14 protein-coding genes are annotated in these 13,327 nt (G+C 73.4%); 10 read left to right on the top strand and 4 right to left on the bottom strand.

From position 1 onward, the window contains the following. Positions 1–46: 46 nt before the first annotated feature. The 3 genes from AB0M29_RS33360 (at position 47) to AB0M29_RS33370 (ending at position 3,241) form a co-directional block, all read left to right on the top strand. Positions 47–892: a GNAT family N-acetyltransferase gene (locus AB0M29_RS33360; RefSeq protein WP_365389615.1), complete on the top strand. Its 846-nt coding sequence runs from the start codon at positions 47–49 to the stop codon at positions 890–892. A 22-nt stretch (positions 893–914) separates the two neighbouring features. Next, on the top strand, positions 915–1,451 hold the full coding sequence (locus AB0M29_RS33365; protein ID WP_365389618.1) for a GNAT family N-acetyltransferase: 537 nt from the start codon (positions 915–917) through the stop codon (positions 1,449–1,451). A gap of 77 nt (positions 1,452–1,528) precedes the next feature. Continuing rightward, positions 1,529–3,241, top strand: a complete 1,713-nt coding sequence (locus tag AB0M29_RS33370) for a proline--tRNA ligase (RefSeq protein ID WP_365389620.1) — start codon at positions 1,529–1,531, stop codon at positions 3,239–3,241. 314 nt (positions 3,242–3,555) lie between these two features. Here AB0M29_RS33370 and AB0M29_RS33375 read toward each other — a convergent pair whose 3' ends face one another. The 4 genes from AB0M29_RS33375 to AB0M29_RS33390 form a co-directional block, all read right to left on the bottom strand. Next, on the bottom strand, positions 3,556–4,500 hold the full coding sequence (locus tag AB0M29_RS33375; protein WP_365389623.1) for an aminoglycoside phosphotransferase family protein: 945 nt from the start codon (positions 4,498–4,500) through the stop codon (positions 3,556–3,558). 223 nt (positions 4,501–4,723) lie between these two features. Then, positions 4,724–5,143, bottom strand: coding sequence for a ferritin-like domain-containing protein (locus AB0M29_RS33380; RefSeq protein ID WP_365389625.1), 420 nt, complete (start codon positions 5,141–5,143; stop codon positions 4,724–4,726). Further along, positions 5,140–5,379, bottom strand: coding sequence for a hypothetical protein (locus AB0M29_RS33385; protein WP_365389626.1), 240 nt, complete (start codon positions 5,377–5,379; stop codon positions 5,140–5,142). The genes AB0M29_RS33380 and AB0M29_RS33385 overlap by 4 nt, the downstream gene beginning before the upstream one ends. 47 nt (positions 5,380–5,426) lie before the next feature. Next, positions 5,427–5,972, bottom strand: a complete 546-nt coding sequence (locus AB0M29_RS33390) for a hypothetical protein (protein ID WP_365389630.1) — start codon at positions 5,970–5,972, stop codon at positions 5,427–5,429. A 159-nt stretch (positions 5,973–6,131) separates the two neighbouring features. Between AB0M29_RS33390 and rimP the strand changes: the two genes are divergently transcribed. The 7 genes from rimP (at position 6,132) to truB (ending at position 13,204) form a co-directional block, all read left to right on the top strand. Continuing rightward, complete coding sequence (rimP, locus tag AB0M29_RS33395; protein WP_365389633.1) at positions 6,132–6,725, top strand: ribosome maturation factor RimP; 594 nt, start codon at positions 6,132–6,134, stop codon at positions 6,723–6,725. A 2-nt stretch (positions 6,726–6,727) separates the two neighbouring features. Continuing rightward, on the top strand, positions 6,728–7,711 hold the full coding sequence (gene nusA, locus AB0M29_RS33400; RefSeq protein ID WP_365389636.1) for a transcription termination factor NusA: 984 nt from the start codon (positions 6,728–6,730) through the stop codon (positions 7,709–7,711). Positions 7,712–7,782: 71 nt separating this feature from the next. Beyond that, positions 7,783–8,061, top strand: coding sequence for a YlxR family protein (locus AB0M29_RS33405; protein WP_365389637.1), 279 nt, complete (start codon positions 7,783–7,785; stop codon positions 8,059–8,061). Between the two features lie 157 nt (positions 8,062–8,218). Then, positions 8,219–11,350 (top strand): translation initiation factor IF-2, encoded by a 3,132-nt coding sequence (infB, locus tag AB0M29_RS33410; RefSeq protein ID WP_365389639.1) that lies wholly within the window; start codon positions 8,219–8,221, stop codon positions 11,348–11,350. Positions 11,351–11,448: 98 nt separating this feature from the next. Continuing rightward, positions 11,449–11,742, top strand: a complete 294-nt coding sequence (locus tag AB0M29_RS33415; protein WP_365389642.1) for a DUF503 domain-containing protein — start codon at positions 11,449–11,451, stop codon at positions 11,740–11,742. A gap of 41 nt (positions 11,743–11,783) precedes the next feature. Continuing rightward, positions 11,784–12,293, top strand: coding sequence for a 30S ribosome-binding factor RbfA (gene rbfA, locus AB0M29_RS33420; RefSeq protein WP_365389645.1), 510 nt, complete (start codon positions 11,784–11,786; stop codon positions 12,291–12,293). Next, positions 12,290–13,204, top strand: a complete 915-nt coding sequence (truB, locus tag AB0M29_RS33425; RefSeq protein ID WP_365389648.1) for a tRNA pseudouridine(55) synthase TruB — start codon at positions 12,290–12,292, stop codon at positions 13,202–13,204. Before rbfA ends, truB begins: the two co-directional genes overlap by 4 nt. Positions 13,205–13,327: the final 123 nt, after the last annotated feature.

The raw sequence follows: 13,327 nt of genomic DNA on the forward strand, positions 1-13,327 counted from the left end.
GCAGACCGTCCTCCGCCCGCTGCGGCCCGTACAGTGAGGCGCTCACGTGCTGACCACATCGACTGCCAAGGTCCTCGATCCCGGCGATCTCGACGCCGCCCTGGCCGTGCTCAACCGCGACCCGGTGGCCAACGCCTTCGTCACCTCCCGGGTCAATGTCGCCGGGCTCGACCCGTGGCGGCTCGGCGGCGAGATGTGGGGCTGGTACGCGGGCGGCAGACTCACCTCGCTCTGCTACGCGGGCGCCAACCTCGTACCGATCTGCGCGACCCCCGAAGCGGTCCGCGCCTTCGCCGACCGCGCCCGCCGGTCGGGACGCCGCTGCTCCTCCATCGTCGGCCCCGCCGAACCCACCGCCGACCTGTGGGCCCAGCTCGAACCGAGCTGGGGCCCGGCCCGCGAGATCCGCACCCACCAGCCGCTGATGACCACCCGCGCGCTGCCCGCCGACATCGCCCCCGACCCCGAGGTGCGGCGGGTCCGCCGCGACGAGATGGACGTGATCATGCCCGCGTGCGTGGCCATGTTCACCGAGGAGGTCGGCGTCTCGCCGCTGGCCGGCGACGGCGGACTGCTCTACCAGGCCCGGGTCGCCGAACTGGTCTCCAACGGACGCGCCTTCGCCCGGATCGAGGACGGCGAGGTCGTCTTCAAGGCCGAGATCGGCGCCGTCACCCGGCACACCTGCCAGATCCAGGGCGTCTGGGTCGCCCCCAGCCACCGCGGCCGCCGCCTGTCGGAGACCGGCATGGCCGCGGTGCTGCACTACGCCCTTCGCGACGTCGCCCCGGTCGTCAGCCTCTACGTCAACGACTTCAACGCCCCGGCCCGCGCCGCCTACCGCCGCGTCGGCTTCACCGAAGTCGGCGCCTTCATGAGCGTCCTCTTCTAGGCGACGGGTAGTGTCGCGGGCCATGGAGAACGTGGTGGTCGGCCCGGTCGACCTCGCCTCGCGGATCGACGAGGCGCTCGCCGTCCAGGCCCTCGCCTTCGGGCTCGGACCCGACGAGGTCGCCATCCGGCGGCCGATCGTGCTGCGGCACCTCGCCTATCCGGGAGCGCGGGCGCTCGGCGCGACCACCACCGACGGGCGGCTCGCCGGGTTCGTCTACGGACTGCCCAACGACCGCGCGCACTGGTGGTCCAGCGTCGTGGAGCCGTATCTGCGCCAGCGCGGCAACGACGACTGGCTCGACGACGCGTTCGTCATCACCGAACTGCACGTACTCCCCGGCCACCAGGGGCACGGCGTCGGCCGCGAACTGATCACCGCGATCACCGACAGCGCCACGGAACCCCGCAGCATCCTGTCCGCGATCGACGGCGACAGCCCCGCCCGCCACCTCTACCGGGCGCTCGGCTACCGCGACCTGGCCCGCCCGGTGCACTTCCCCAGCGCCGCCCGCCCCTACGCGGTGATGGGCGCGCCGCTGCCCCTGCTGCGGCGATAACCGGTTCGGCCACCCGTCCGGCGCTCGGTATCCTCGGCCCCCAGCCCTCAGGCAACCGGCAACCAACGGAGATCCCCATGGTCCTGCGCATGTCCCGTCTGCTGCTCAAGACGCTGCGCGACGACCCGGCCGACGCCGAGACCACCAGCCACAAGCTGCTGGTCCGCGCCGGATACGTGCGTCGCGCCTCGGCGGGCGTGTGGTCCTGGCTGCCGCTGGGCAAGCGGGTGCTCGACAACGTCAGCCGCGTGGTGCGCGAGGAGATGGACGCGATCGGCGGCCAGGAGGTGCTGCTGCCCGCGCTGCTGCCCCGCGAGCACTACGAGACGACCGGGCGCGCCGCCGAGTACGGCGACCTGCTCTTCCAGCTCACCGACCGCAAGGGCGCCGCGTACGTCCTCGGCCCCACCCACGAGGAGATCTTCACGCAGGTCGTCAAGGACCAGTGCACGTCCTACAAGGACCTGCCGGTGATCCTCTACCAGATCCAGACCAAGTACCGGGACGAGGCCAGGCCCCGCTCCGGCGTGCTGCGCGGCCGCGAGTTCCAGATGAAGGACTCCTACTCCTTCGACACCACCGACGAGGGACTCGCCGAGTCCTACCGGCTGCACCGGCAGGCGTACATCCGGATCTTCGAGCGGCTCGGCCTGGACTACCGGATCGTGTCGGCCGTCTCCGGCGCGATGGGCGGCTCGGCGTCCGAGGAGTTCCTGGCTCCCGCGGCGGCCGGTGAGGACACCTTCGTGGACTGCCCGTCCTGCGACTACGCGGCCAACACCGAGGCCGTCACCTTCACCGCCAAAGAGGGGGAGCACATCCCCCACCCCGGCCCCGTCGAGCTGGACACCCCCGACACCCCGACCATCGAGTCGCTCGCCGCGCACCTGGGCGTGCCCGCCTCCGCCACGCTGAAGAACCTGCTGGTCAAGGTGGACGGTGAGATCATCGCCGTCGGTGTGCCCGGCGACCGCGAGGTCGACCTCGGCAAGCTGGCCGAGCACCTGGCGCCCGCCGAGGTCGAGCTGGTCACCGCGGAGGATTTCGCGGACCGCCCCGACCTGGTACGCGGCTACGTCGGCCCGCAGGGCCTCGGCATCCGCTACCTCGCCGACCCCCGGATCGCCCCCGGCACCGGATGGATCACCGGCGCCAACAAGCCCGGCAAGCACGCGGCGAACATCGTCTGCGGGCGGGACTTCGAGGTCGACCAGTACCTCGACGTGGTGACCGTCGAACCCGGCGACCCCTGCCCCCGCTGCGGCGCCGGGCTGACCCTCGGCCGGGCCATCGAGATCGGCCACATCTTCCAGCTGGGCCGCAAGTACGCCGACGCCTTCCAGCTCGACGTGCTCGGTCAGGAGGGCAAGCCGGTCCGCGTCACCATGGGCTCGTACGGCATCGGGGTCTCCCGGGCCGTCGCCGCGCTCGCCGAGCAGACCGCCGACGGGCAGGGCCTGTGCTGGCCCCGCGAGATCGCCCCCGCCGACGTGCACATCATCGCCGCGGGCAAGGCCGCCCAGACGGCCCTGGCCACCGAGGCGGCCGACGCCCTCGACGCGCTCGGCGTCCGCGTCCTCCTCGACGACCGCGCCGGCGTCTCGCCCGGCGTGAAGTTCACCGACGCCGAACTCATCGGCGTCCCCACCCACCTCATCGCGGGCCGCCGCGCCGCGGAGGGCGTCGTCGAACTCAAGGACCGCCGCACGGGCGACCGCGAGGAGCTGCCCCTGGCGGAGGCACTGACCCGGCTGACGAGCGGAGCGGCGGGCGCCGCGCAGCGGGACTGACGGGCTCAGCCGCCCACCGGGCCGCCCGCGTGCCGGGCGACTCGGCGGGGCGGCCCGCCGGGCCGGGCGAACGGCCCGGACGGTCCGGTGCGCCGCGCAGCGGGGCTGACGGGCTCAGCCACCCGCCGGGCCGCCCGCGTGCCGGGCGACTCGGCGGAGCGGCCCGCCGGGCCGGGCGAACGGCCCGGACGGTCCGGTGCGCCGCGTCGGTGGGCCAGAGCGCTGCCCGCGCGCCGGGCGCCCGCCGGGTCCGGCCACCGGCCGGGGCGCCGCGGCACGCCTGACGCCGGGGACGTTCGACCGGGCCGGAGGCCTTAGAGCCAGCTCGCGAACTCCAGGAGCAGTTCGCCGTCCTCCTGGTCGCCCACCGACAGGGACCACAGGCCCGCCTCGACCGCGCGGAAGAGGGACCAGGCGCGCAGGCGGTCCGGGTCCACGTCGAGCGAGGAGGCGAGGGCGGCCAGGCGGCGGCGGGCGGCGGCGCGGGAGCCGGGCTGGGCGGCAAGGGTGGAGAGCCGGTCGCGGGCCAGCCAGGCGAGGTCGTAGGCGCGGTCGCCGACCAGTGGCTTGGGGTCGATCGCCAGCCACGACATCCGCTCGCCCGCGAGCACGTTGCCGTGGTGGTAGTCGCCGTGCAGCAGTACGGCGTCGGCGCCGTCGGCGAGCAGCCCGGCGTGCAGCGCCAGCGCCTCGTCGGCGAGCGGGCGGGCGTCGGCCGCCCACGGCTGCCCGGCCCGCTCCCGCAGCAGCGGCACCAGCGCGCCGGTGTAGTCGGCGACCGAGGTGAACGGGTGGCCGTCGGCGGGCGGCACCCACAGCCGCTGCAGCACCGCCGACGCCTCCAGCATCGCCTTCGGCTCGGCCAGCGAGCGCAGCGAGACATCCGCCTGGAGGCGTTCCAGCAGCAGCGCGCCCGCCTCGGGGTCCGCGTCCAGCAGCCGTACGGCGCCGCGGCCGTCCCAGTGCGCCAGGGCCGCGGCCTCGTGCCGCGTCTCCTCGTTGACCATGCCGATCTTGAGCACGGCAGGAGTGCCGTCAGCCGTCCGTACCAGCACGATCATGCTGATCTGGCCGCCCGCGGCGAAGACCCGCTCCGGCGTCAGCCCCCACCGCTCCAGGAACTCCGCCACCCGCCCGGGCAGCTCCGCCAGCCACATCCGCCCCGCCTCACCCTCCCAGGCCGCGACCGTGCGAACCAGCCGTTCGGGCGGTTCGAGCCGATCGTTCCCGGGCCCCCCGTGGTGTGCTGCTGAACCCATGTCCTGTGCGATCCCTCCGTGGTGCGTATGTGCGGCGGCGGCCGTCGCCGCGCCGGACCGACCGTGCCCCCGTGGCACGGGTGACCGGCCTCCGTCCCTGCGGGAGGCCGGGTGAGCACGGGGCGCCGCCGGGCACGCGGGTCTCCGGGAAGTGTTCCCCGGCGCGGCTCGAACTCTCCGCGATCCGCCGGACGGGTGTCGGGACCCGTCCGCCGGACGGGTGCTAGCCCCGTTCCGCCAACCCCGGGAAGGCTACGCTGCCGCCGCGCCAGCGGACCGCGCGCACCGCCGCCTCGCGCAGGGCGGCGGCCGCGTCCTTGCGGATCTCCCCGATCCCGGCGCGCACCAGGTCGCCGTAGGCGCCCGCCACGTGTTCCTCCAGGTAGGCGGCGAGCCGCAGTGCGGACGCCGGGTCCGTCACCGGGAACGGCAGCGCGTAACCGCCGTCCGCGGAGACCGGGACCGCGCCCAGATCGCGGGCCGTCCTGCCGAGCCCGTCCCGCCGCGCGCGGTGCGCGTCGTACGCCTGCCGCGCCTCGGCCTCACGCCCCGCCCCGATCTGCCCGCCGACGACGCCGTACCCGTAGACCGCGGCGTGCTCCGCGGCGAGCGCCGCCTGCAACGCGTCGATGACCGTGCTCACCGCCGGACCCCCGTCCCGTTCCCCGCGGCGCGGAACGACCGCGGCGCGCCGCCGCCCGCCGTGGTCCGCGCGCCGTGGACCGCCCGCTGTGCGGCGGTGCCCATGCGTGTGGCGCCGCTGCCCGTCGCCGTCCGCGTGCCGCGGACCGCCCGCTGTGCGGGGGTGCCCATGCGTGTGGCGCCGCTGCCCGTCGCCGTCCGCGCGTCGCGGACCGCCCGCTGTGCGGCGGTGCCCATGCGTGTCGCGCCGCTCCCCGTCGCCGTCCGCGCGGCGGTGGCCGGGTTCATCGCCCCGCCCCCGTCCCGGTCTTCGCGCCCAGCAGCGCGACATGTCCGGCGCCGGCCGCGGCGACCGAGGCCAACAGCCGGGCCAGTTCGCCCGGCACGTTCAGCAGGACCGCCGCGCGGCGGTCCGCGAGGCGCTGCTCGGCGGCGGCGAGGGAGGCGAGCGCGGCGGCCGCGGTGGTCGGTGTGCTCGCGGTCGGCGTGGGCGTCGGCGTCAGCGCGGGGGTCGCGGTCGCGGTGGCCGTCGGCGTGGGCGCCGCCTTGCCGCCGAAGGCGGCCACGTGCAGCGCCACTTCCGCGCGCAGCGGCCGCAGCCGGGCCGCGAGCGCAGGGTGGGCCGCGGCCGTGGCGTCGTACTGCGCCAGCAGCGCCGCGCTGTCACCCGCAGCCTGCCGCCGGGCCACCACCCCTGGCTCGGGGGGCGTGGCAGAGCGCCCGGCGCCGTCCGTCCGCTGTCCGGTCCCACCGGAACAGCCCGCGGTGACGACGACCGCCGCCACCGCCACCACACTCCGCCTCCCGAGACGAGGCACATCCGCGATCATTCCGGGAGTGTACGGCCTCGCCACGGCGCTGCTCGGCGCCCTCCGCCCGGCGCCCGCGGCCCGCCGCCGCTGGCGAAGTGGGTGACCGAAACTCGGGTAATCTTTCGTCTACACGCGACCTTCCATCACAACAGCACACGCGGCCGAGGAGTCACCCGGATGAGCACCACCCAGAGTGAGAGGCTGCGGGCGCTGCTCGAGCCGCTCGTTGTGACGACGGGACTGGATCTGGAAGAGATCAAGGTGACGGCCGCCGGGAAGCGGCGGCAGCTCCTCGTCGTGGTGGACTCCGACGAGGGCGTGCAGCTCGACGCGGTGGCGTCGCTCTCCCGGGAGATCTCGCAGGCGCTGGACGCCGCGGAGGCCATGGGGGACGCGGAGTACGTCCTGGAGGTCACCTCGCCCGGCACCGACCGCCCGCTGACCGAGCCGCGCCACTTCCGCCGCAACGCGGGCCGGCTGGTGAAGCTCCAGCTCAAGGAGCGCGGCGAGCTGATCGCACGGATCATGAATGTGGACGACTCGGGCCTCGACCTGGAGGTCCCGGGCGTCAAGGGCCGCAAGCCCAAGCCCGCCCGCGCGGACTTCGGGGAGATCGAGCGGGCCCGGGTGGAGGTCGAGTTCAACCGCAAGGGCGCCGACCTCCCGGAGGACGACGCCGACGACGTGGCGGACATCGACACGTACGACGAGAACGAAGAGCACGACGAGACCGACGAGCACGAGCACGACGAGAACGACGAGGAGGCGTAGCCGTGGACATCGACATGAAGGCCCTACGAGGTCTGGTGCAGGAGAGGCAGATCTCGTTCGACCTGCTGGTCGAGGCGATCGAGTCGGCGCTCCTCATCGCGTACCACCGCGAGCCCGGCAGCCACCGGCGGGCCCGTGTGGAGCTGGACCGGCACACCGGGCATGTGACCGTGTGGGCCAAGGAGGAGCCCGAGGAGGCGGGGGAGGGCGAGCCGCGCGAGTTCGACGACACCCCCAGCGGCTTCGGGCGGATCGCCGCCTCGACCGCCAAACAGGTGATCCTGCAGCGGCTGCGCGACGCCGAGGACGACATCACGTTCGGTGAGTACGCCGGCCGCGAGGGCGACATCGTCACCGGAGTGGTCCAGCAGGGCAAGGACCCCAAGAACGTCCTGGTCGACATCGGCAAGCTGGAGGCCATCCTGCCGGTGCAGGAGCAGGTGCCCGGCGAGGACTACAAGCACGGCATCCGGCTGCGCACCTATGTCGTACGCGTCGCCAAGGGCATGCGCGGCCCCTCCGTGACGCTGTCGCGGACCCACCCCAACCTGGTGAAGAAGCTCTTCGCGCTGGAGGTCCCGGAGATCGCGGACGGCTCGGTGCTGATCGAGGCCATCGCCCGCGAGGCCGGGCACCGTACGAAGATCGCGGTCCGCTCCACCCGCTCCGGGCTGAACGCCAAGGGTGCCTGCATCGGCCCGATGGGCGCCCGGGTGCGGGCGGTCATGGCCGAGCTGAACGGTGAGAAGATCGACATCGTGGACTGGTCGGACGACCCGGCGGAGATGGTCGCCAACGCGCTCTCCCCGGCCAGGGTCTCCAAGGTCGAGGTCGTCGACTTCGGCGCCAGGTCCGCCCGGGTGACCGTGCCCGACTACCAGCTGTCACTGGCGATCGGCAAGGAGGGGCAGAACGCCCGCCTGGCCGCCCGGCTCACCGGCTGGCGTATCGACATCCGCCCGGACACCGAGCAGCCGCAAGGCTGAAACTCGCCACGAACAACCGTGCGCCGGATAACTCGAAGGAGTGAGGTCGGCGCGGGGAGGTAGACTGAGGAGTGTCTGGTCGGACGCACGAACCAGCATGCCCGGAGCGAAGCTGCATCGGCTGCCGGGAGCGTGCGGCCAAGAGCGAGCTGCTGCGTGTGGCGGTGGACGGTGACACCTGTGTTCCCGATCATCGCGGTACGCTGCCCGGTCGGGGTGCGTATCTGCATCCCGCCCTTGCCTGCCTTGACCTGGCGGTCCGCCGCCGGGCGTTCGCACGGGCCTTCAAAGGCCCCGTGACGCCCGATACCGCGGAGTTGCGCCGGTTCGTCGAGCAGGCAGCCCCGTAAGAGAGAAGAAGTACGGCACGGGTCACCGTGCGGTCAGGTACCTCGCGAGATGGAAGTAGGTCGAGATTGCGATGAGCACTCGATGAGTACGCGATGAGTACGCCCATGAAGTAGCGACGGTCCGGCGGACGATCACCCCGGACCTAAAAGGAGCGAAGTGGCTAAGGTCCGGGTATACGAACTCGCCAAGGAGATGGGAGTCGAGAGCAAGGTCGTCATGGCCAAGCTCCAAGAACTCGGCGAATTCGTCCGTTCGGCGTCCTCGACCATCGAGGCGCCGGTTGTACGCAAGTTGACTGACGCTTTCCAGGGGCCCGGCGGCGGTAACGCCGGCAAGCCCGCTGCGAAGCCCGCGGCACCGCGCAAGAGCGTCGCCGCCAAGCCGGGCGCGCCCACTCCGGGTGCTCCGGCCCGTCCCGCTGCCCCGGCGCCCAAGCCGGCCGGCGGCCCCGTGAGCCCCGTTGCCCCGCCGCCGGCCCCGGCCGCGCCCGGCGCCGGTTCCGGTGGCTCCAGCACCCCCGCGCCCGGCGCGGGCCCGCGTCCGGGCCCGAAGCCGGCGCCCGCCGCGCCCGCGCCCAAGCCCGCTCCGGCGGCTCCGGTGCCCGCGGCCGAGTTCCAGGCGCCGCCGTCGGCCCCGCAGGCCCCGGCCGCGCCGCGTTCCGGCGGTGCCACCCCCGGTCCCCGTCCGGCCCGTCCGGCTCCCGCACAGGGTTCCGGCTCCGGCCAGCAGCGTGACGGCGGCGCCCGCCCCGGCGCGCGTCCGGCCGGTCCCGGCCAGGGTGGTGCCCGTCCCGGTGCCGCGCGCCCCGCGGGCCCGCGTCCCGGCAACAACCCGTTCACGTCCGGCGGCTCCACCGGTATGCAGCGCCCCGGCGGCGCCCCGCGTCCCGGCGGCGAGCGCCGTGACGAGCGTCCGCCGCGTCCCGGCGGCCAGGGCGGCGCCCCGGGCAGCATGCCCCGTCCCGGTGGCGCGCCGCGCCCGGCCGGTCAGGGCGGTCCCGGCGGCTCGCGTCCGAGCCCCGGCGGCATGCCCCGTCCGCAGTCCTCGGGCCCGCGCCCGAACCCGGGCATGATGCCGCAGCGTCCCGCCCCGTCCCCGGGCGGTCGTCCCGGTGGCGGTCCCGGCGGCCGCAGCGGTGGTCCCGGCGCGCGTCCGGGCGGCCCCGGTGGTCGTCCCGGTGGTGGCGGCGGCTTCGCCGGCCGTCCGGCCGGTCCCGGCGGCGGCGGTCGTCCCGGTGGTGGCGGTGGCGGCTTCGGCGGCCCGCGTCCCGGTGGCGGCGCTCCCGGCGGTGGCGGCGGCTTCGGTCCCCGTCCCGGCGGCTTCGGCGGACGTCCCGGTGGTCCGGGCGGCCGTGGTGGCACGCAGGGCGCGTTCGGTCGCGGCCCCGGCGGCCGTCCGGCGCGTGGCCGTAAGAGCAAGCGCCAGCGGCGCCAGGAGTACGAGGCCATGCAGGCCCCGTCCGTGGGCGGCGTGCTGCTGCCCCGCGGCAACGGCCAGACCGTGCGCCTGTCGCGCGGTGCCTCGCTCACCGACTTCGCCGAGAAGATCAACGCCAACCCGGCGTCGCTCGTCCAGGTGATGCTCAACCTCGGTGAGATGGTCACGGCGACCCAGTCGGTGTCCGACTCCACCCTGGAGCTGCTCGCCGGCGAGATGAACTACGTGCTGGAGATCGTCAGCCCGGAGGAGGAGGACCGCGAGCTGCTCGAGTCCTTCGACATCGAGTTCGGCGAGGACGAGGGCGGCGAGGAAGCACTCGTCGCGCGTCCGCCGGTCGTGACCGTCATGGGTCACGTCGACCACGGTAAGACCCGGCTCCTCGACGCGATCCGCAAGACCAACGTGGTCGCGGGCGAGGCCGGTGGCATCACCCAGCACATCGGTGCCTACCAGGTCGCGACCGAGGTCAACGGTGAGGACCGCAAGATCACCTTCATCGACACCCCGGGTCACGAGGCGTTCACCGCCATGCGTGCCCGTGGTGCGAAGTCCACCGACATCGCGATCCTGGTGGTCGCGGCCAACGACGGTGTGATGCCCCAGACGATCGAGGCGCTGAACCACGCCAAGGCGGCCGACGTGCCGATCGTGGTCGCGGTCAACAAGATCGACGTCGAGGGCGCCGACCCGACCAAGGTGCGCGGCCAGCTCACCGAGTTCGGTCTGGTGGCCGAGGAGTACGGCGGCGACACCATGTTCGTCGACATCTCCGCCAAGCAGGGCCTCAACATCGAGTCCCTCCTGGAGGCCGTCGTCCTCACCGCCGACGCCTCGCTCGACCTGCGGGCCAACCCGGAGCAGGACGCGCAGGGCATCGCGATCGAGTCCCACCTCGACCGCGGCCGCGGCGCCGTGGCGACCGTCCTGGTCCAGCGCGGCACCCTGCGGGTCGGCGACACCATGGTGGTCGGCGACGCGTACGGCCGTGTCCGCGCGATGCTCGACGACAAGGGCGAGAACGTGGAAGAGGCGGGTCCCTCGACCCCGGTCCTCGTCCTCGGTCTCACCAACGTCCCGGGTGCCGGCGACAACTTCCTGGTCGTCGACGAGGACCGCACCGCCCGGCAGATCGCCGAGAAGCGTGCCGCCCGCGAGCGCAACGTCCGCTTCGCCCGCAAGGGTGTGCGGTTCTCCCTGGAGAACCTGGACGAGGCCCTCAAGGCCGGTCTGGTGCAGGAACTCAACCTCATCATCAAGGGCGACGCGTCCGGTTCGGTGGAGGCTCTCGAGTCCTCGCTGCTCCAGCTCGACGTCGGCGACGAGGTCGACATCCGCGTGCTGCACCGCGGCGTGGGTGCGGTCACCGAGTCGGACATCGACCTGGCGACCGGCTCCGACGCGATCGTGATCGGCTTCAACGTCCGTGCGGCCGGCCGTGCCGCGCAGATGGCCGAGCGCGAGGGTGTGGACGTCCGGTACTACTCGGTCATCTACCAGGCGATCGAGGAGATCGAGGCGGCCCTGAAGGGCATGCTGAAGCCCGAGTACGAAGAGGTCGAGCTGGGCACCGCGGAGATCCGCGAGGTCTTCCGCTCCTCCAAGCTCGGCAACATCGCCGGTGTGCTGGTCCGCTCCGGCGAGGTCAAGCGCAACACCAAGGCCCGCCTGCTCCGCGACGGCAAGGTCATCGCGGAGAGCCTCAACATCGAGGGCCTGCGCCGCTTCAAGGACGACGTCACCGAGATTCGTGAGGGTTACGAGGGCGGTATCAACCTCGGCAACTACAACGACATCAAGATCGACGACGTCATCGCGACGTACGAGATGCGGGAGAAGCCGCGCGGCTGATCCAGCGCCTCAGCGAGGTGTGACAACCGGTCCGGGGCCGGTCGGCGGATGGATAATCCGTCGATCGGCCCCGGCCGTCGCGTGTACCGTTCATGCTCATGTATGTAGGCACGCTGTGCTTTGACCTGCTGCTCGGTGACGTACGGTCGCTGAAGGAGAAGAGGTCGGTCGTCCGTCCGATCGTCGCCGAGATCCACCGCAAGTTCGCGGTGAGTGTGGCGGAGACCGGCGACCAGGACCTGTACCGCAGGGCCGAGATAGGAATCGCGGTGGTGTCCGGGGACCTCGCGCACATCAAGGACGTCCTCGACCGGTGCGAGCGCTGGATGATCGCCCGCCCCGAGGTGGAGCTGCTGTCGGTCCGGCAGCGCATCCACGGTGGCGATGACTGATTCGAACACACGTAGGCAGCCAGAACAGAGAGAAGAAGACGATGACGGACACCGCGCGGGCGCGCAAGCTGGCCGACCGCATCCGGGTCGTGGTCGCGGAGACCCTGCAGCGGCGGATCAAGGACCCGCGGCTCGGTTACGTGACGATCACCGACACCCGGGTCACCGGTGATCTGCGGGAGGCGACCGTCTTCTACACGGTCTACGGGGACGACGAGGAGCGCGCGGCCTCCGCCGCCGCCCTGGAGAGCGCCAAGGGTGTGCTGCGCTCCGAGGTCGGACGGCAGACCGGGGTGCGCTTCACGCCCACCCTGGCCTTCGTCGCCGACGCCCTGCCGGACAACGCCCGCACCATCGACGACCTGCTCGCCAAGGCCCGTGCGGCCGACGAGGAGGTCCGCAAGGCGGCCACGGACGCGCAGTACGCGGGCGAGGCCGACCCGTACCGCAAGCCCGCGGAGGACGACGACGAGGCGGCCGAGGCCGCCGACGACACCGCTGCCGGCCCGAAGGGCGCGGCGGGCGACGAGGACGGTTCCCCGAACGCATGACGCGCAAGAGCGAAGCCCCGTCCGGGCTTGTCATCGTGGACAAGCCCGGCGGGCTCACCTCGCACGGGGTGGTGGCGCGGACGCGGCGGCTGGCCGGTACCCGGCGGGTCGGGCACGCGGGCACCCTGGACCCGATGGCGACCGGCGTGCTGATCCTCGGTGTGGAGAAGGCCACCAGGCTGCTCGGCCATCTCGCGCTCACCGAGAAGGAGTACGTCGCCACCATCAGGCTCGGCCAGACGACCGTGACCGATGACGCGGAGGGCGAGGTCACGGCCACGGTCTCGGCCGCCGGGGTGACCCGGGAGGCGGTCGACGCCGGGATCGCGGCGCTGACCGGGCCGATCGAGCAGGTCCCGTCCAAGGTCAGCGCGATCAAGGTGAACGGGGTGCGGTCGTACACCCGGGTGCGGGAGGGCGAGGAGTTCGAGCTCGCGGCCCGGCCGGTGACGGTCTCCTCCTTCACGGTGCAGGACATGCGCCGGGTGGCGGACGTCGCGGACACCCCGGAAGCGGTGGAAGCCGTCGACCTCGATGTCACCGTGGTGTGCTCCTCCGGCACGTACATCCGGGCGCTGGCCCGCGACCTGGGCGCCGGGCTCGGCGTCGGCGGCCATCTGACGGCGCTGCGGCGTACCCGGGTCGGCCCCTACGGACTGGCCGACGCGCGCACCCTGGAGGAGCTGGAGGAGTCCTTCGAGGTCATGCCGATCGAGCGGGCGGCCGACGCCGCCTTCCCGCGCTGGGACGCCGACGCCGACCAGGCCCGGCTGCTCGCCAACGGCGTGCGCATCAAGGTGCCCGCGCTGGCCGACGGCCCGACCGCGGTCTTCGGCCCCGACGGCCGGTTCCTGGCGCTCATCGAGGAGCATCAGGGTCAGGCCAGGATCGTCGCCGTCTTCGGCCAGTAGGGGCGTTCCTCCGGGCGGTGACCGCCGGTTTCCGGCCGTCACCGCGCCCGTGAGCGGGCATACCGTGGAGCGGGGCCGATGAGCTGCCCTGAGCGGTCCCGCTCCACGATCCCCCTCCGACCC

Origin of the sequence: Streptomyces sp. NPDC051976, assembly GCF_040680795.1 — a bacterium.
Lineage (GTDB): Bacteria > Actinomycetota > Actinomycetes > Streptomycetales > Streptomycetaceae > Actinacidiphila.

Bases quoted from the DNA above. Each gene is read 5' to 3' on its own strand.
- AB0M29_RS33365 (WP_365389618.1), top strand. From the start codon at position 915: ATGGAGAACGTGGTGGTCGGCCCGGTCGACCTCGCCTCGCGGATCGAC.
- AB0M29_RS33370 (WP_365389620.1), top strand. From the start codon at position 1,529: ATGGTCCTGCGCATGTCCCGTCTGCTGCTCAAGACGCTGCGCGACGAC.
- AB0M29_RS33375 (WP_365389623.1), bottom strand. From the start codon at position 4,500: ATGGGTTCAGCAGCACACCACGGGGGGCCCGGGAACGATCGGCTCGAA.
- AB0M29_RS33385 (WP_365389626.1), bottom strand. From the start codon at position 5,379: ATGGGCACCGCCGCACAGCGGGCGGTCCGCGACGCGCGGACGGCGACG.
- AB0M29_RS33390 (WP_365389630.1), bottom strand. From the start codon at position 5,972: ATGATCGCGGATGTGCCTCGTCTCGGGAGGCGGAGTGTGGTGGCGGTG.
- rimP (WP_365389633.1), top strand. From the start codon at position 6,132: ATGAGCACCACCCAGAGTGAGAGGCTGCGGGCGCTGCTCGAGCCGCTC.
- AB0M29_RS33415 (WP_365389642.1), top strand. From the start codon at position 11,449: ATGTATGTAGGCACGCTGTGCTTTGACCTGCTGCTCGGTGACGTACGG.
- rbfA (WP_365389645.1), top strand. From the start codon at position 11,784: ATGACGGACACCGCGCGGGCGCGCAAGCTGGCCGACCGCATCCGGGTC.
- truB (WP_365389648.1), top strand. From the start codon at position 12,290: ATGACGCGCAAGAGCGAAGCCCCGTCCGGGCTTGTCATCGTGGACAAG.